This window comes from Actinomyces sp. HMSC075C01 (genome assembly GCF_001812965.1).
In the GTDB taxonomy this organism is placed as follows: Bacteria; Actinomycetota; Actinomycetes; order Actinomycetales; family Actinomycetaceae; genus Actinomyces; species Actinomyces acetigenes.
On the sequence record NZ_KV810986.1, the window covers coordinates 42,534 to 60,275 of the forward strand.

Genomic DNA, 17,742 nt, shown 5'->3' on the forward strand with positions numbered 1-17,742 from the left:
GGGCGCCGGGAGTCGATTGACTCCCGGCGCCCGACCGGCTGACTGCGATGTACTCGGTTCTACTCGCCTGAGCGGGTGGCTGCGGCCGAGGCCTCGAGCTCCTCGGGGCTGACGACCCCTTCGACGCTGACCGCGTTGAGGTAGGCCATGCCGTCGAAGGAGAGCTCGCGAACGTTCTCCGGGTCGCCCTCGTCATTGACGGAGCCTCCGGCCATGCGGTCCACGATGATGGCGATGGCGCCGTCACCGGTGACGTTCGTGGCGGTGCCGAAGGAGTCCAGGGCGATGTAGGTGGCGATCATGAGGGCCACCTGCTGCTTGTCGAAGCCAAGCATGGAGGACAGCAGGCCGGTGGCCGCCATGATGGCGCCCCCGGGGACACCCGGTGCTGCCACCATCGTAATGCCGAGCATGAAGATGAAGCCGATCCACTGAGCGGTACTCACGTGCAGGCCCTGGGTGAGGACGATCGCGAAGGCGAAGGAGAAAATCTTCGAGGTCGACCCCGCCAGGTGGATCGTGGCGCACAGGGGGACGGTGAAGGAGGCCACCGCGTCGGAGACGCCGTTCTTCTTCGTCTGACGCAGGGTGACCGGGATCGTGGCCGCGGACGAGGAGGTGCCCAGAGCCGTCAGGTAGGCCGGGAGCATGGTGAGCAGTGCCTTAAGCGGGTTGCGGCGGCCGATGAGTCCTGCGGTGAGGAACTGGATACCCAGGATGACGACCTCGAGGATGAGGACCACGACGACGACGCGCAGAAGCGCCTTCATCACCGCCCCAGCCGCCCCGGTGTAGGTGAGGTTGAGGAAGATGCCGAAAATGTGCAGGGGCAGCAGCGGGATAATGATCCGCTCGATGAGGCGGGGGATGATGGCACGGAACTCGATGAAGCCCTTGCGCAGCACACCCCGGGGCACCATGGACAGACCGATGCCCAGGACGAAGGAGAGCAGCAGGGCGGTCATGACCTCGACGGCCGGCGGCATCTTCACCGTGAAGTAGCTGCTCAGAGCCCCCTCCGGCTTGGCAACATCAGCCAGAGAGGTCCCGGCGAGCAGACGGGGGAAGGTAGCGGCACACACCAGGAAGGTGAGGAAGCCGGCGAAAAGGGTCGAGGTGTAGGCCAGGGCCGTGGTGATCCCGAGCCACTTGCCAGCCCCACGCCCCAGATCGGCGATGGCGGGGGTCACCAGGCCGATGATGATGAGCGGGATGGAGAAGCTGAGGAACTGGCTGAACAGGTCGGAGAAGGTCGCGAAGACGTTGCCGACGGGCTTGGGAACGAACGGGTGGCCCCCGAAGCGGATCGACCCCAGGAACAGGGCCAGCAGGATCGCGCCAATGACCCAGGTCAGGATGCTGTGGCTGAGACGATGGGCCAGCGAGGGCGAGGCTGAGGGATTGCTTGGCATAGAGGGACCTTCAAGGTGTGAAACGAGATGACAAGATGTCTTGACTGGGGCCAGCGTGCCATACTGCTCGGTCACGGCGCCGAACCGGACCGAAGAATGAGCATTTCCAGGGCACAGATCACACAGGACGGCGCGCAGCATCACCGTGAGAACTCAGGCGGCGTGAGGATTGCTCCCCGCTCACAGGATGCGGGGCAGGTTGACGTAAGGCGATAGGAGGAACAGGACGGCGGCCAGGCCGATGCCGAGGACGACGTCGAACAGGCGGCTGCGCGCCGCCAGCCAGGTGCCGTCGGGGCGCTGGAGGCGGACAATGGCCAGCATGAGGATCCCGGTGGCCGTCCACAGGACGGCGATGCGGCGGTGCCCCAGCAGCGCGATGGTGGGGACAGCTGCCAGGCCGAGGGCCACGAGGACAACACAGATGGTGCGGTAGGGCTCCTTGTGCTCGGCCTGCTGGGGATGCGGGTCATGAGTCACGGGCAGGAGCCTATCTGCGCGAGGGATGCGGGTCCATGACCTGTCGCCGACTCGCACACCCACCTTGTGCCCGGCGCGAGGGGTCGGGCACAAGGCGGCGCATGCGGCTCAGTGGGAGAAGTGGCGGGTGCCGGTGAGGTACATGGTGACGCCGGCGGCCTGGGCGGCGTCGATGACCTCCTGGTCACGGATGGAGCCTCCGGGCTGGACGACGGCGCGGACCCCGGCGTCGATGAGGACCTGGAGGCCGTCGGCGAAGGGGAAGAAGGCGTCGGAGGCGGCCACGGCCCCGCGGGCGCGCTGAGGCGCGGCGGCACCCGCCAGGACCTCGGACGCATCGGCCCCGCCGACAGCGCCCTTCTCCTTCTGGGAGCCGTTGGCGGCGTCGCCGGTGGAGCGGGCCCCCAGGGTGTTGGCGCGCTCGACGGCCAGCTTGCAGGAGTCGACGCGGTTGACCTGCCCCATGCCCACGCCGACGGTGGCGCCGTCATGGGCCAGGAGGACGGCGTTGGAGCGCACGGCGCGCACCGAGCGCCAGGCGAAGGCCAGATCGGCCAGGAGCGCGTCGTCGGCGGCCGGTCCTGCGGCCAGGGTCCAGGTCGAGGGGTCGTCACCGTCGGCGTCCAGGACGTCGCGTTCCTGGATGACGGCACCTCCCGTGACCTGCTTGATCTCGTAGCCCTCGCGCTGGGGGGCCTCGACGAGGAGCAGGCGGAGGTTCTTCTTGGTGGACAGGATCTCCATGGCCTCGTCCTCGAAGGCGGGGGCGGCGACGACCTCAGTGAAGATCGGCTTGATCTGACGGGCCATCTCGGCGGTGACGATGGCGTTGGTGGCGATGACGCCGCCGTATGCCGAGACCGGGTCGCAGGCGTGGGCCTTGCGGTGGGCCTCGGCGACGTCACCGGCGGCCGAGACGGCGATGCCGCAGGGGTTGGCGTGCTTGACGACGGCGACCGTGACGGCCTGGCCGTGGTCGTAGGCGGCGCGCACGGCGGCGTCGGTGTCGGTGTAGTTGTTGTAGCTCATGGCCTTGCCGTGGAGCTGGCGGGCGCCGGCCACTCCCCCGCTCGCCCCGGCGGTGCGGTAGACGGCGGCCCGCTGGTGGGGGTTCTCCCCGTAGCGCAGGCTCGCCAGGCGCTCGTAGCCGACGCCGACGTAAGCCGGCGGCGCGGCCGGCCCGCGCGAGTCGGCCCCGGCCGCATCGGCCAAGTCCGTGGCGTCGGCGACGTCGTCGGTCTCGATCTGGCCGGCCATCCAGGTCGCCACGGCCGCGTCGTAGGCGGCGGTGTGGGCGAAGGCCTCGGCGGCCAGGCGACGGCGGTCGGCCAGGGTAAAGCCGCCTTCTCGCACGGCGGCCGCGACGTCGTCGTACCGGCCGGGGCTCGTGACCACGGCGACGGCGGGGTGGTTCTTGGCGGCGGCGCGCACCATGGTGGGGCCGCCGATGTCGATCTGCTCCACGCAGGCGTCGAAGGGGGCGCCGGAGGCGACGGTGTCGGTGAAGGGGTAGAGGTTGACGACGACCAGGTCGATGGGGGCCACGCCCAGGGTGACCAGCTGGTCGAGGTGGTCGGGCTTGCGGCGGTCAGCGAGGATACCGGCGTGGACGGCCGGGTGGAGGGTCTTGACCCGACCCTCGAGGCACTCGGGGAAACCGGTGACCTCCTCCACCGGGGTGACGGTCAGGCCCGCGGCGGCGATGGTGGCGGCGGTGGAGCCGGTGGAGACGATCTCAACGCCGGCGTCGGCCAGGGCGCGGGCGAGCGGGACGAGACCGGTCTTGTCGTAGACGGAGACGAGGGCGCGGCGCACGGGGACGCGGTCGGGGCTGATGAGGCCCTCGGTGGGGACGTGGGCGGTGGGGACCGCCTGACTCGTGGACTGCGAGGACTGGGACGACGACGGGGACATGGACGAGGACATGGTGCTCCTGGTGCGGCGTGGGGAAGCGGGACGCCCAGGCGGGCGACGTCCCGTTCATGGACGGCCTCGGCCACTCCCCGGTGGTGCCCCACCCTCGCCAGTCGCAGCCAGCCCCATCCTATCCGGTGGTGGCCACGACGGCACCGGGAAGGAGCGCGCCCTCTCCCTGCCCTGACATTTTCCATGTCGCTTCCGGCGAACCATCCAACCGAACGGCCCGTTTCCTTGCAGGTGGCTTGAGAGACGGCATACAGTCCACAGCATGACTGCGCCCATCAACATCGCAGCAACGCCGGCATATCGGAGCACTCCCCCGGAGCGGTGGCAGGAGGCCGCCTCCGCCTACCGGCGCTGGTGGAGCCGCCACCTGGGATTATCCAGCGCCCTGAACCTGGTGGTGCGCGGAGCCTACGCCCTCATGATCGTGCTGCTCATCGCCGCCCTGGTGATGGTGCCACGGCTGGCCTACGCCGCCGTGCCGGCGGCCTTCATGGCCGTGTGCCTCATGGTGGTGGCCCTCCTGGCGCGCACACGCACCGTCAGCTGGCGCTCGGTGCTGCTCATGTACGGCGTCGGCGCCGCCTGGTCGCTCGTCGTGTCCATGATCATGAGCTCGGTGCGCACCCGCGCGGGACTGTCCGTCATGGGTAACGGGATGAGTATCGCCCTGACCATTGCGTTGGAGGTTCTCAGCCCGTTGGTGCCCCTGGTGCTCGTGGTCTTCCTGGCGCCGGGGCGGATGCGCCGCCTGGCGGCCTCCGACTGGGCCCTCCTGGGTTTCGCGGCCGGGGCCGGCCTGACGGCCCTCAATGACGGCATCCGGGCCCTTGAGGAGAGCAGCCTGCTCTCCTCGGTCCTGGGCAACGGGCGCCTGCCCTTCTCCTTCAACCCGTGGACCTCGGGGTCGATGACCCAGGAGAGCAGCAACGTCCTGGCCGTCAGCAACCAGGTGAGCACCGCGAACATCACGATGGCGGTGGCGCTGGCGATCACGCTGTGGCGCCTCAAGGACTCGCCGGCCTTCGAAGGGGCTAAGAACCTCGTGTGGCTGCGGATCGTGGCCTGGATCCTGCCGGCAGTGGTCATCCTGCAGTCGGTGAGTGACCACGCCACCTACATCGCCAGGATCGCCCAGCAGCTCGGGCAGAGCGACTCCGGCGGCGGCTTCCCGGCGCTGCTCATGTTCCTGTGGAGGGTCAACGGCGGTGGCCTGAGCGCCATCCCCCTGTCCGTCATCCTCATGGCCGCCTGCCTGCTCCTGGACGCCCACCGCCGCGCCTACGCGGGCGTGCACGGCTGGACGGTGGCCGGGGCGCCGGCTCCCCGCTACCCCAACCTCACCGAGGCGCCGCCCTTCGTGCGCGCCCTCATCGTCTCGGTGGTGGCTCTGGCGAACTTCACCTGGGGCGACCTGGCGGTCACCTGGGGCGCCTACGGGGACCTGCGCCAGGGACGCCTCTACGCCATGCGGGCGGGGCGGGCCACGGCCGAGCAGGTGCGCGGCGTGCGGGCCGACGCCATGGAGGCCACGACGCCGGGCGCTGAGCCCAATGCCCGCCAGGGCTTCCGCCTGGGGATCCTGGTGGTCAGCGTCGTGCTGTTCCTCCTGTGCTGCATGTACGAGGTGCGTACCGTCTGGCAGCTCGCCCCCGAGCTCAAGGAGACCGAGGACGACCTGTTCCTCTCGGCCCTGCCGCGCCTGTTCTCCCAGTGGTGGAGTGACCTGAGCGGCAGCCAGGGGCTCCTCTACGCGATCGGTGCGCTGGCGGCGGTGGCCGTGAGCCTGTCCCTCGTCCTGACGCTGGGGGCTCCGGGGCGCCGCATCAGCACGGCGCCGTCGTCGAGCAGCCTCGTCAGTCACCTGCTCGCTCTCACGCCGGGGCAGGCGTGCCTGGCGCTGCTGGACTTCGCCATGACCTACATGCCGCGCTCGGCCCTGAGCGCCAGTCCCGCCGGGGGCGGTACCGACCTGGCCGCTGAGCTCTCCGTCAACCGGCGGATCCGAGGCGCCGAGAGCTTCTCCGAGAGTCAGGCGCTGTTCACGGCGCGCACCAAGCGGCAGGTGGCGGTCGAGGGCGACATCGCGCGCCTTCGCCAGCTCGCTGAGTCCCTGGGCGTGACCGACGTCGATGCCCTGGAACCCGACCGGATCGATGAGACCGTCGCCGAGCTGGCCGACTCGGGAGCCGACTCCCAGGTCGTCGGGCAGATGCGCGACCTGGCCGCCTCGGTGTCGGAGCAGCAGGCCGAGATCCTGGGCCTGACGCGCCGCCTCAACACCGGTAACGGCGAGCAGTTCGCCATCCTGGAGGGATTGCGGATCACCGAAGACTTCCGGGGTGAGGCCATCGACCAGCGGCCGGTGGACAGCCCCGTCCACGCCCTGGCGCTGTCCCCCGGCGGGAACCAGCTGGTCGTCGTCGAGTACCAGGGGGCCGCCCCCACCATTGATGACGACGACGAGACCGACATTCCTCCCCGCAGGCTGCCGGGGCGGGCGGCGCACAAGTCGGCTGACAACGTCCTGGAGCACCTGGCCTGCGACGAGCGCGTCGCGCGATTCTTCCGGGAGAATCCTGAGCTGTGGCAGGCCCTCAAGGAGGGGCGCGCGCTCCTGGAGGCGAGTGTCCTCTACACCCCCATCCCGGGCATGACCTACCGGGCCGGGACGGCGCTCCTGGCGGTGACGCCCGAGCTGGTTGAGGGCGTGGATGCGGCTCTCGGTGCCCTGAGCAGCGCGGGCACGGCGACGCGCTGACCCTCCTCCGGCTCACGCCTCGTCGTCCACCTCGCCGTCGTCCGCATCGACCTCCTCAACGGCATCGTCGCGCACATCCTGACGCCGGTACGCCGCCGGCAGGACCGACTCGGGCAGGGTGCCCCGGGCCCAGGTGCGCGTGTAGGGGTGGGCCAGGACGGCCATGGAGGCCAGTCCGACACCGACCTCGACGAAGACGAGGATGACGGTGTAGAAGACCAGCGGGCCGACGGCGGTCATCCGGTTCGGCCCCACGGATCCGGAGGCGGCCAGGCACAGCAGGCCCACGCCACCGGCCACGAGGAGAGCAGCCAGACCGGCGGCGCTGAGGGCGTAGCGCACCCGCAGGGCGTTGAGCACCGCCCGACGCCGCCAGGCGGCCACCATGGCGCCGGCCGTCACCACCAGGGGCAGCCACAGGCCCACGCTGCTCAGCGGCGTCGACGGCAGCATCCCCAGCAGCGGTAGGCGCGGGACGGGGCCGGCCACCACCCGGTCGGGGGCGAAGACAGTGCCCGTGCCCACGGAGAAGCCGGCGCCGATGAGCCAGGAGCAGGCCCAGATCATCATGGTCGGCACCCAGCCGGCCTGAAGCAGGATCAGACCGGCCATTGCGACGAAGCCGTCCCCGGTCAGGGAGTCGTGCAGAACCGAGACCCGGCCGGCGCCGTTGACAACAGCCGCGACCACCACCAGCAGGCTCAGCAGGCTCAGGGCCCGCGTGGCCCCGTAGGCCAGCGACAGGGACGGCCCCAGCCAATGGGGTCGGCGGCCCCACCAGCGGGTCAGGGGCGGCCAGTGGTGGCCGGCACGCATGAGTTGGATGGCGACGATGACCCCGGTGAGCACGGCGATACCGACGACGGCAGGCCAGGTGTCCAGCCCGGCCGGGCCGGTGAGGCAGGCCAGGGCCGCCACGACGGTCGCGGCGAGGACGATGGCCACCCCGGCTGCCGGCCGGGAGGGGTGGGCGCGTCGCACACAGAACCAGGTCCAGCCCACCTGCACCAGGGTGAGTCCCAGCAGCGGCAGGCTGAGCATGCCGTCGTCCTCGGAGGACATGGCGACCGTCCCCCCGAAGCCGAGGCTCCACAGGGCGGTCCCGGTGTGCAGGGCCTCGCCCGCGCTCAGGATGGCCGCGGCGTTGACACCGGAGGCCGCCTTGGACACGGCGATCGTCGCCAGCACCACCACCAGCCAGACCAGGCCGACCGACTCGACCCCCACGCGCAGGGACCACAGGGCCCAGGACGCCAGGCCGGTGACTCGCTGCCGCGCCAGACTCAAGCGCTCACCTCACCGGCCAGGGCGCGGTAGAGCTCGCGAGCGATCCCAGCGGTCTGGCTGGGGGTGCGCCCCACCCGGACGCCGGCGGCCTCCAGCGCGATCTTCTTGGCCTCCGCGGTACCTGAGGAGCCGGAGACGATGGCACCGGCGTGCCCCATGGTGCGTCCCTCGGGGGCGGTGAAGCCGGCGACGTAGGCGACAACCGGCTTGGTCATGTGCTCGCGGATGTAGGCGGCGGCGCGCTCCTCTGCGTCGCCCCCGATCTCACCGATCATGACGACCAGGCGGGTGTCGGGGTCGGCCTCGAAGGCGGCCAGGGCGTCGATGTGGGTGGTGCCGACCACCGGGTCCCCGCCGATGCCGATGCAGGTGGTGAAACCCAGGTCGGACAGCTCGTGCATGAGCTGGTAGGTCAGGGTCCCGGACTTGGAGACCAGTCCCAGGGGGCCGGGGCCGGTGATGTCGGGTGGGGTGATGCCCACGTTGGAGCGGGCCGGGGAGATGATGCCGGGGCAGTTGGGGCCGATGATCTGCACGCCGTGGTCGGCCGCGTAGGCGCGCATCCAGGTGGCGTCGGCCACCGGGATGCCCTCGGTGATGACGACGAGGAGACGCACTCCGGCGTCGACGGCCTCGAGGACGGCGCCCTTGGCGAAGGCCGGCGGGACGAAGACGACGCTCACCTCGGCGCCGGTGGCCTGCCTGGCCTCGGCGACAGTGCCGTAGACGGGGACCTCGACGGTTCCGGCCTGCACCTCGCCGGCACCGGGGCCGATGGGGGCGACGTCGAAGGCGACGGTGGTACCGGCCTTGCGGGGGTTGACGCCGGCGACGACCTTCGTGCCGGCCGAGAGCATGCGGGTGGTGTGCTTGCGGCCCTCGGAGCCGGTCATGCCCTGGACGATGACGCGGTCGGTCTCAGTCAGGAAGATGCTCATGTCTCAGGCCTCCTTGCCAGCGGGCCGGCCGCTGATCTGCTCGGCGATGGCGGTGACGACGTCGGCGGCCCCGTCCATGGTGTCGACGACGGTGACGCCCTCAATGGCGGCGTCAGCCAGGATGGCGCGACCGGTGTCGGCGTTGTTGCCGTCCAGGCGCACGACGACGGGCTTGGGCAGCCCGCCCAGGGACTCGACGGCGGTCACGATGCCCTGGGCGACGGTGTCGCAGGAGGTGATGCCGCCGAAGACGTTGACGAGAATGGCGAGCACCTGGGGGTCGGAGGCGACGACCTCCAGGCCGGTGGCCATGACCTCGGCCGATGAACCGCCTCCCAGGTCGAGGAAGTTGGCTGGCTTCATGCCGCCGTGGCGCTCGCCGGCCCCGGCGACGACGTCGAGGGTGGACATGACCAGGCCGGCGCCGTTGCCCAGGACCCCGACCTCGCCCTCGAGGCGCACGTAGTTGAGGCCGGCCTCGCGGGCGCGGGCCTCCAGGGGGTCGGTGGCGGCGTTGTCGACGAACTCGGCGTGGGCGGGGTGGCGGAAGCGGGCGTTGTCGTCGAGGGTGACCTTGCCGTCCAGGGCGATGATGCGGCCGTCGGTGGCCTTGACCAGGGGGTTGACCTCCACGAGGGTGGCGTCCTCAGCGGTGAAGACCTCCCAAAGGCGTTCGATGACGGCGGCGACCTCGTCGGCCAGGGGGCCGGCCTCGAAGCCTGCGGCCTCGACGATCCGGTGGGCGACGGCGGGGGTGATGCCCTGAAGCGGGTCGATGCCAATGCGGGCCAGGGCCTCGGGGCGCTCGGCGGCGAGGGTCTCGATGTCCATGCCGCCCTCGCGCGAGCACATCGCCAGGTACTGGCGCTCGGCGCGGTCCAGGAGGATGGAGAAGTAGTACTCGGCGTCGAGGTCGACGCCGTCGGAGATGAGGACGGCGCGCACCGTGTGGCCCTTGATGTCCATGCCCAGGATGTCGCGGGCGCGGGCCTCGGCCTCGTCTGCGGTGTGGGCGAGCTTGACGCCGCCGGCCTTGCCGCGGCCGCCGGTCTTGACCTGGGCCTTGACGACCACCAGCTCACTTCCCGCGTCGAGGAGGGACTGCGCGGCGCTGCGCGCCTCCTCGGGGGTCGTGGCCACGGCGCCGTCGAGCACGGGGACGCCGTGCTGGCGGAACAGGTTCCTGGCCTGGTACTCGTAGAGATCCATGCAGCTGATCCTCTCGGGGCATGTGGATGGCTTGCGGGGCGCGAGCCGGCCGGGCAGGCGCCAATGATGAGCCTAACGTCCCAGTGGCCGGTTGGGAGGGCGGACACGGGCGCGAAGCGGCGGCGTCTCACACAGCGTGGTCGCCGCGTCTCGGCGGGGCGTGCGCACCAGGGCCTCCACCGGCCACGAGCGCCGTCCAGCCACGTAGGATGACGAGGGATGGGGCACGTGGCATGAGCAAGGTTCCCGAAAGTCTTCAGGGTGGGTCGACCGAGGTCACCAAGGTGGGCGGCAGAGTCCTTCGCGCTCGGCGCCAGGGCAGCACCAACGTCGAGTGGCTGCTCACCGTGCTGGAGCACAGGGGGTTCAGGTACTCACCGAGATTTCTTGGTCTGTCCGACGACGACCGGCAGGTCCTCGAGTTCATTGAGGGCCAGGCCGGCGCCTACCCGCTGCCTGAGGAGCTGCGCCACGATGAGGCGCTCATCTCAGCGGCCCGGGCGCTGCGCTTACTGCACGAGGTGACCAGCGAACTGGCGACCGAGGTGCTGGATGGCTGGATGCTGGAGGCGGTTGAGCCTTACGAGGTCATCTGCCATGGGGACTTCGCGCCGTACAACTGCGTCTTCGACGGGAGCAGGCTGGTTGGCATCATCGACTTCGACACCGCGCACCCAGGTCCTCGCATCCGCGACATCGCCTACGCGATCTATCGCTTCGCCCCACTGACCGCACCAGAAAACGCCGCCGGATTCGGCTCTCTGGCCGAGCAGGCTCGGCGGGCTCGGCTGTTCTGCGACGAGTACGGGGAGGTGAATCGGTCTGAGATCATCGAGGCCGTGTGCCGACGGCTGCTCGATCTGGTCCGGTACATGCGTGCTCAGGCGGCGCAGGGCGACACTGCATTCCAATCCCATCTCGACGACGGCCACGACACCCTCTATCTGCGCGACATCCACTATCTGAGGACCAACGCGGCGGCACTCACCAGAGCGCTCATGTAAGAGCCCCGATCAAACCACTACTGGATTGCGACACGCGGTCTCTACCCATGAGCGCCGTCGAGAACGTACTTTCCCCTCGAGGACTGCGTTTTCCTCCAGAGGACTGAGGTCAGACCCCAGCCGTCTGGAGGAGAACGCAGTCCCCGTCCGCGATGTACGTTCCCGATCCTGAGCTGCTCGCCACACACGCGAATTATCATGAATTGACACGAGGGGCTCGAGAAGGGAGACGGTCATGCCCGCACTGACGGCAACGAGCGCGCTGGTCGGCGCCGCGGTGCTGCTCGGCGTCTGGAGCGGCAGGCGGTGGGGTCGACGACGCAAGCGCGTCCTCGACGCCGAGGCCCGCAGGTTCCACACCCGCAGAGACCGGTAGCTCCTTAGCCCGTGGACCTACTGTCCCCCTGCTCCCACAGCAGGGGGACACATCGCTCCCCTCCTCCTGGGGTTCACCAGGAACCGGCGAATGCGCGGATGTCGCGGCAAGGAAACGCTTCTGGGACCACAGGCGGATGACGTGGCGGCGCTCACCAGCAACAATAAGGGCTGATGCCCTCCCGGCCGACGCCGGGAGCCAAGCCCACCGGTGACCCCAGGGAAGGACCCCACATGCCAGCCGCCATGTCCTCAGACACCGCAGACACTGTCCCCTCCCCCACCAGCTCGTCGGCCGGCCCGCTGCTGGGCCTGGACGGTGAGCCCCTACGAATCGGAGTCCTCACCTCCGGCGGTGACGCCCAGGGCATGAACGCGGCCGTGCGGGCCGTGGTACGCACCGCCATCCGTCTGGGGGCCAAGCCCTACGCGGTCATGGAGGGCTGGGCCGGGGCCGTGGCCGGGGGTGACGGCATCCGCCCCCTGGAGTGGGACTCGGTGGGCTCCATCCTCCAGCGCGGCGGCACCATCATCGGCACCGCCCGCTCGGCCGAGTTCCGCGAGCGCGCCGGCCAGCTGGCGGCCGCCCGCAACCTTCTGGAGCACGGCATCGACCGGCTCGTGGTCATCGGCGGCGACGGCTCCCTGACCGGCACCAACGAGTTCCGCAAGAACTGGCCCTCCCTGCTCGAGGAGCTCGTCGCGGCAGGTGACATCAGTGCGGAGACGGCCGCCGCCCACCCCGTCCTCATGGTGACCGGCCTGGTGGGCAGCATCGACAACGACCTGGTGGGCGCCGACATGACCATCGGCGCCGACTCCGCCCTCCACCGCATCCTGGAGGCCATCGACGACATCTCCTCAACAGCTGCCTCCCACCAGCGCACCTTCGTGGTGGAGGTCATGGGCCGTCACTGCGGCTATCTGGCCCTCATGGCGGCCGTGGCCGGGGGCTGTGACTACGTCCTGGTCCCCGAGCTCCCCCCGGGCAAGGGATGGGAGGAGGACATGTGCTCCAAGCTCAAGGCGGGCCGGGAGGCCGGACGCCGCGAGTCCATGGTGATCGTCGCCGAGGGCGCCACCGACCGCGAGGGCAACCGCATCAGTGCCGACGACGTCCGCCAGGTCATTGCCGACAATCTGGGTGAGGCCGCCCGCGTCACCATCCTGGGTCACGTCCAGCGCGGTGGCCGCCCCAGCGCCTACGACCGTTGGATGTCCACGCTGCTGGGCTGCGCCGCCGCCCGCGAGGTGGTGGCCATGGAGCCTGGCAGCGAGCCGGTCATCATCGCCGAGCGCCACAACCGCATCCGCCGCCTGCCGATGATGGAGCAGATCGCGGCTACCCGCGCCGTCAAGGACCTTGTGGCCGCCCATGACTACCTCGGGGCGATCCAGGCCCGCGGGGCCAGCTTCGGCAAGATGCTCGAGCTGTTCGAGACCATGTCCACGCCTCCCGCCGAGCCGGCCACCGATGCGGGTTCGACGCCGTCGGCCTGCGACCGTCCCAAGCGGGTCGCCATCATCCACGCCGGCGGCCTGGCCCCGGGGATGAACACGGCGGCGCGCGCGGCCGTGCGTCTGGGCCTCGACCACGATTTCACGATGCTGGGAGTCTACGGCGGCTTCCCCGGTCTGCTCGACGGCGACGTCCGCGAGCTGACCTGGGCCGACGTCGAGGGCTGGGTCGGTGATGGCGGCGCCCAGCTGGGCACGCGCCGCGAGGTGCCCACCATTGAGCAGCTCTACGCGCTGGGGCGGGCCATCGAACTCCATGAGATCGACGCCCTGCTGGTCATCGGCGGCTACAACGCCTACCTGAGCGCCTTCCGCCTGGTCACCGAGCGGGACCGCTACCCCGCCTTCCAGATCCCGATCGTGTGCGTGCCGGCCTCCATCGACAACAACCTGCCCGGCTCCGAGCTGAGCATCGGCACCGACACGGCCCTCAACAACGCGGTGGTGGCCCTGGACTCCATCAAGCTCTCCGCGGCGGCCTCCCACCGCTGCTTCGTCGCCGAGGTCATGGGCCGCAAGTGCGGCTACCTGTCTCTGATGTCCGGCCTGGCCACCGGCGCGGAGAAGGTCTACCTCAACGAGGAGGGCATCACGCTGGCGGGCCTGGCCGCCGACTCCGAGCGGATGGTGGAGTCCTTCCGCTCGGGCCGCAGCCTCTACCTGGTGATCCGCAACGAGCGGGCCAGCGTCAACTACACCACCGATGTCCTGGCCCATATCTTCGCCGAGGAGGGCAAGGGCCTCTACGACGTGCGTGAGGCGATCCTGGGCCACCAGCAGCAGGGCGGCAGCCCCACGGCCTTCGACCGGATCATGGCGACCAAGCTCATCGCCTACTCCCTGGAGCTGCTGGCCGGCGCCCTCAAGCGCGGCGAGCCGACGGCCTCCTACGTGGGTCTGATCAGGGGCAAGGTCTCCGACCACCCGTTGGATCGCATGAACGACGACCTCGACCGTGACAACCGTCGCCCCCGCCACCAGTGGTGGCTGGGGCTGCGCCCCGCCGTGGGGCTGGTCAGCCAGGACATCGGGACCCTGGCGCTTCAGGACGTGCCCGACTTCGGTGAGGCGGTCGACGACGCGGCCAATTGACCCACCGGCCCCGGGAGCCGAGCGACCGGGTATGGTGCCTGGGGTGCGCGCGCTAATACGACCCCGGTTCCTGGTGGCTGCCGCCGTGGCGGGCGTGGCCGCGGGTCTCATCGGGATCGCGATGGCGCTGCTTCTGGAGCTCTTCGAGGCGCTGTTCTACGGCGTCGCCCACGGCGGGCTCCTGGAGCGCTTGTCCGCCGCCCCGCCCTGGCGGCGCGTGCTCGCCCCGGCCACGGGCGGTCTTGTCGCCGGTGGCTTGTGGTGGTGGCTGCGCGCCACTGGCGGGGTGGCCGAGGTGGAGACTGCGGTCGCGGACCGCAGCGGTCAGGCGGCTGCCCGAATCGGACTGGCCCGCCCCTTCCTCGACGCCGTCACCCAGGTCCTCACGGTCGGTGCGGGCAACTCGGTGGGCCGTGAGGGCGCCCCGCGTCTGGCCGCCGGAGCGGTGGCGGCCAGACTCGCCACCCGCCTGGGGATCGGCAGGACCGAGGGCGCGATCCTCATCGCCTCCGCCGCCGGGGCGGGGCTGGCGGCCATGTACAACGCGCCGCTGGGAGGGGCCGCCTACGCCGTCGAACTCGTCATGGTCTCCGGGATGCGGCGGCGCGGGGCCCTCGTGGCGGTCCCGGTGTGCCTCATCGCCACGCTCGTCTCCTGGCTGCACTCCCACGGGCACCCCACCTTCGAGATCGCCTCGCCAGGACTGTCGTCGGGGACCGTCCTCGGGCTGGTCCTGCTCGCGCCCGTGGCTGCGGCGCTCGGGGTGGGGGCGAGGCGACTGTGGTCGTGGATGCTGGCGCACCGGATGCGCGTCCTGAGGTGGCTGCCGGCGGCAATCGGTGTGGCGGGACTGGTCACCGGGCTGGTGAGCCTGTGGGTCCCGGCCGTCGTCGGCAATGGTCGCGACGCCATGGAAATGGCTCTGAGTACTCACGTTCCGGAGGTCTCCGGCGGCGCCGCGGGTACGGTCCTGGCTCTGCTGGCCGGCATCGTGGTTCTCAAACCGGTCCTCACCGGTCTCACGCTCGCCGCCGGTGCCACCGGCGGCCGGCTGGCCCCCTCCCTGGCTGCGGGATCGAGCGCCGGGGCGGCCCTGGCAATCGCGTTGCAGGCCTGCGGGGTGGAGGCCGGCGTCGCGATGCTGGCGTTAGCCGGCGCGGGGGCGGTGCTCGCCACCACCCAGAGGGCCCCCGTGTTCGGGATCGTCTTCACCTGGGAGCTGGCCCGCGCCGGAGCCTGGACGCTGATGGCCCTGTTGACGGTCGTCCTGGCGGTCACCCTGCTGACCTCTCCTGACCTGCGGCACACCGTGGCCTTGCGGCTGCGGACCTCACGGAGCCGGTAGCCGGACCCGCCGGCGACGTGTCAGGGTCAATCATTCTACCGAATAAACATATACTCCTGAGCGGATCGCAGCCGGCAGCCACGTCTCCATCGGAACCACTATGGATCGTCACTACGACGCCGCACCACCTCGTCACGCGCTACAGCCCTGCGCGGCCGACTCCTACGCCTTTGAGACCGGACGGCCCGCCGCCTCCGAGGGCGTCACCCTTGCCGCCGTCGCCCTGCTGGCAGGTGCCCCGGCACTGGGCACGGCCCTGGCGCTCGTGAGGGGACCGTGGATCCTCATGCTTGTCCTCCTTCACGTGGGCGGGCTCGCCCTGTGGTTTGGGATGGCTCGGCGCGGCTGGCGCGACCTGCTGAGCAGTGGCGGCATACGCAGCAGAACCGTCCTGTTCGCAGCCGGAGCCCTGGGCGGAGTCGCCTTCGGCGGCCTGCACACCTGGATGGGGCCGACGGGCACCGGCCCGTTGTGGAGGCCGGAGATCACCACCTCCACGGTGCTTCACGCACTGGCCTTCGCCCTGAGCGTCGGCATCGCCTACAACGCGATTCCTGAGGAGATCACGCTCAGACGCACCCTGTTCTCACCGATACACGAGCGCTACGGGCCAGCGGCCGCTGTGCTGATGACGACGGCGTCCTTCACCGCACTGCACCTGCCGACCTGGCTGACCTCCGACACCAGTCTCAAGGGCTACGCCTGGCAGGTCCTCCACAAGGTGCTCTTCGGGCTGCTCGCCGGCTGGTCGGTGGTGCGACTGCGGTCGGTGTTCTTCGCCCTGGGCCTGCACGTCAGCGGTAACGCCCTGAGCCTGTTCATCGGCCAGCTTCAGAGCGAGAACCTGCCAGACTTCGAGATCTCGTGGCTCAACGCGGCGATCCTGCTCACCGGCGCCGCCGCGGTCGCCGCCCTCATCCTCCTCCTGGACCGACGTAGAAGAGTGCCATCACCAGTCTTCTAACCAGCGAGAAGGGCATCATCAATGGCTTGGCGAAGAAACTCCGACCGACTCTTGCCGTTACGCTCAGCGTGCGCATCGATGGCCTGTAAACGCGAGGCAGGTATGCGGAAAGAAATAGTCCTCATCTCTTCCTCGTACAGACGAGGACGACCCTGCACTACAGGACCAAGCCTCCCCTTCCAGTCACCTGCCTCATAGTCGGCAGCCAAGGAATCAAGCTGCTCATCAGTCACCCCGAAGGCGGCGTTCATCTGATCGCGGTTCATGATCTCCTCCTGTCGATAGATAGTTCCTTGAGAGTCTTTTTCGAGGGCGGCGTCATAGCATGATAAACAAGCCAGTCTCCACGCCCATTATGAACAGCGACCATCTCCAGCAACCGCCCCTTGACGTCCATTCCCACTGACACCCATGTGCGAGAGTCGTCCACCCGAGGCGCAGAGCGGATCGCATGCTTCCAGGCGGACAGCACGTCCTCGGCACTCACCTCGGGGTGGCGCTCGTGGACACGAGGGTGAACAGCGACCTCATCCAATCGCACCCCTCACTTTCGCACTACATAATCGTAATACCGCACCAGTGCGACTGCTAGTCCTGAACTGGAGGATTGAGGTCCTGGTCGTGGAACAGCAGGGGCAGGCGGACTCACCCCTGGCCTGCGGTGCATGCAGCCCTCTGCGCTCAGTCCTTGATCGTGAGGATCTCGTTGACGTCGACGCGGTCGGGGGCGAAGGCCGCCAGCGCCGAGTCCGCGGGATGGCCCAGCGCGATCCCGATCGCGACGATCTCATCGGCTCCGATCCCCATGGCCTCGCGCACCTCGTCCGGGTACATGACCAGGGCGTAGGCGTTGATGGCGCCGAGGCCCTTGTCGGCAGCCGCCAGGACGAGCATGGTGGAGAAGGCCCCGAGGTCGTGGAAGGACCACGGAGTGGACTCGACCGGGATCGTCACGTACAGGACTGCCTGGGCGTTGAACAGCCGTCCTTGCGATGCCTGGAACTCCTGGATGCCCTCGCCTAGCTGTGCACCGATCTGCTCGCCGAGCGCAGCCATGTTCTCCTGGGTGGTCGCAGACCACTCTGTACGAGGCTTCACCGGGAGGTCGGCGTTCCCCTTCCTGCCGGCAGCGACGTCTGCGGCATGGCGCTTCTTGATCCCGGCCAGCGTGGCCCCGGTGGCCGCATAGACCCGCCAGGGCTGGGAGTTCACCCATGACGGCGCCTGCTGGGCGGTGCGCATGACGTCCACCAGATCCTCCTGGGAGACGGGCTGGTCGGTGAAGTCTCGTACCGAGTGGCGATTGGCGACGACCTGGCTGAACTCCATGGTGCTCCCCTACTTCCGATATCCGCGGGCTTGTCCACCAAGACCAACGACCGGCCGACCAGCACTATTCCAGTTGGGGCCGTCGGGCGGGCGTAGCGCGCCCCC

General features: G+C 69.8%; 14 protein-coding genes. 6 read left to right on the forward strand and 8 right to left on the reverse strand.

Annotated features, from left to right (window positions below):
• Positions 1-59: 59 nt before the first annotated feature.
• From HMPREF2883_RS05530 to purH, 3 genes are all read right to left on the reverse strand, one after another.
• Positions 60-1,412, reverse strand: a complete 1,353-nt coding sequence (locus HMPREF2883_RS05530) for a dicarboxylate/amino acid:cation symporter (protein ID WP_070659524.1) — start codon at positions 1,410-1,412, stop codon at positions 60-62.
• A gap of 180 nt (positions 1,413-1,592) precedes the next feature.
• Positions 1,593-1,892: a DUF3017 domain-containing protein gene (locus HMPREF2883_RS05535; RefSeq protein ID WP_070659526.1), complete on the reverse strand. Its 300-nt coding sequence runs from the start codon at positions 1,890-1,892 to the stop codon at positions 1,593-1,595.
• Between the two features lie 108 nt (positions 1,893-2,000).
• A complete protein-coding gene (purH, locus tag HMPREF2883_RS05540; protein WP_070659579.1) occupies positions 2,001-3,806 on the reverse strand; it encodes a bifunctional phosphoribosylaminoimidazolecarboxamide formyltransferase/IMP cyclohydrolase in 1,806 nt (601 codons plus the stop codon).
• A gap of 274 nt (positions 3,807-4,080) precedes the next feature.
• Here purH and HMPREF2883_RS05545 point away from each other — a divergent pair, with 274 nt between their 5' ends.
• Positions 4,081-6,576 (forward strand): hypothetical protein, encoded by a 2,496-nt coding sequence (locus HMPREF2883_RS05545; protein ID WP_070659529.1) that lies wholly within the window; start codon positions 4,081-4,083, stop codon positions 6,574-6,576.
• A gap of 12 nt (positions 6,577-6,588) precedes the next feature.
• Here the strand turns inward: HMPREF2883_RS05545 and HMPREF2883_RS05550 are convergent, their stop codons facing one another.
• From HMPREF2883_RS05550 to sucC, 3 genes are read right to left on the reverse strand one after another with little or no spacing between them, the layout of a single operon-like run.
• Positions 6,589-7,863 carry a cell division protein PerM gene (locus HMPREF2883_RS05550; RefSeq protein ID WP_070659531.1) on the reverse strand — a complete coding sequence of 425 codons (1,275 nt, stop codon included), beginning with the start codon at positions 7,861-7,863 and terminating at the stop codon, positions 6,589-6,591.
• Entirely contained in the window at positions 7,860-8,801 is a 942-nt protein-coding gene (gene sucD, locus HMPREF2883_RS05555; RefSeq protein WP_070659533.1) for a succinate--CoA ligase subunit alpha, read from the reverse strand. The genes HMPREF2883_RS05550 and sucD overlap by 4 nt, the downstream gene beginning before the upstream one ends.
• 3 nt (positions 8,802-8,804) lie before the next feature.
• The gene (gene sucC, locus HMPREF2883_RS05560) at positions 8,805-10,010 is read right to left on the reverse strand and encodes an ADP-forming succinate--CoA ligase subunit beta (RefSeq protein WP_070659535.1); all 1,206 of its coding nucleotides are present in this window, start codon (positions 10,008-10,010) and stop codon (positions 8,805-8,807) included.
• 233 nt (positions 10,011-10,243) lie between these two features.
• Between sucC and HMPREF2883_RS05565 the strand changes: the two genes are divergently transcribed.
• From HMPREF2883_RS05565 to HMPREF2883_RS05580, 5 genes are all read left to right on the forward strand, one after another.
• Entirely contained in the window at positions 10,244-11,014 is a 771-nt protein-coding gene (locus HMPREF2883_RS05565) for a phosphotransferase (protein WP_070659537.1), read from the forward strand.
• A gap of 235 nt (positions 11,015-11,249) precedes the next feature.
• Entirely contained in the window at positions 11,250-11,390 is a 141-nt protein-coding gene (locus HMPREF2883_RS15075; protein WP_170198613.1) for a hypothetical protein, read from the forward strand.
• A 233-nt stretch (positions 11,391-11,623) separates the two neighbouring features.
• Complete coding sequence (locus tag HMPREF2883_RS05570; RefSeq protein WP_176747152.1) at positions 11,624-13,999, forward strand: 6-phosphofructokinase; 2,376 nt, start codon at positions 11,624-11,626, stop codon at positions 13,997-13,999.
• A 43-nt stretch (positions 14,000-14,042) separates the two neighbouring features.
• Positions 14,043-15,344, forward strand: a complete 1,302-nt coding sequence (locus HMPREF2883_RS05575) for a chloride channel protein (protein ID WP_070659539.1) — start codon at positions 14,043-14,045, stop codon at positions 15,342-15,344.
• A gap of 100 nt (positions 15,345-15,444) precedes the next feature.
• Positions 15,445-16,308, forward strand: a complete 864-nt coding sequence (locus tag HMPREF2883_RS05580; protein ID WP_070659541.1) for a CPBP family intramembrane glutamic endopeptidase — start codon at positions 15,445-15,447, stop codon at positions 16,306-16,308.
• On the opposite strand, the gene HMPREF2883_RS05585 is transcribed toward HMPREF2883_RS05580, so the two are convergent.
• Positions 16,305-16,574, reverse strand: coding sequence for a ribbon-helix-helix domain-containing protein (locus HMPREF2883_RS05585; protein WP_003786792.1), 270 nt, complete (start codon positions 16,572-16,574; stop codon positions 16,305-16,307). The genes HMPREF2883_RS05580 and HMPREF2883_RS05585 overlap by 4 nt on opposite strands.
• A 415-nt stretch (positions 16,575-16,989) precedes the next feature.
• On the reverse strand, positions 16,990-17,637 hold the full coding sequence (locus HMPREF2883_RS05590) for a nitroreductase (protein WP_070659543.1): 648 nt from the start codon (positions 17,635-17,637) through the stop codon (positions 16,990-16,992).
• Between the last annotated feature and the right edge of the window lie 105 nt (positions 17,638-17,742).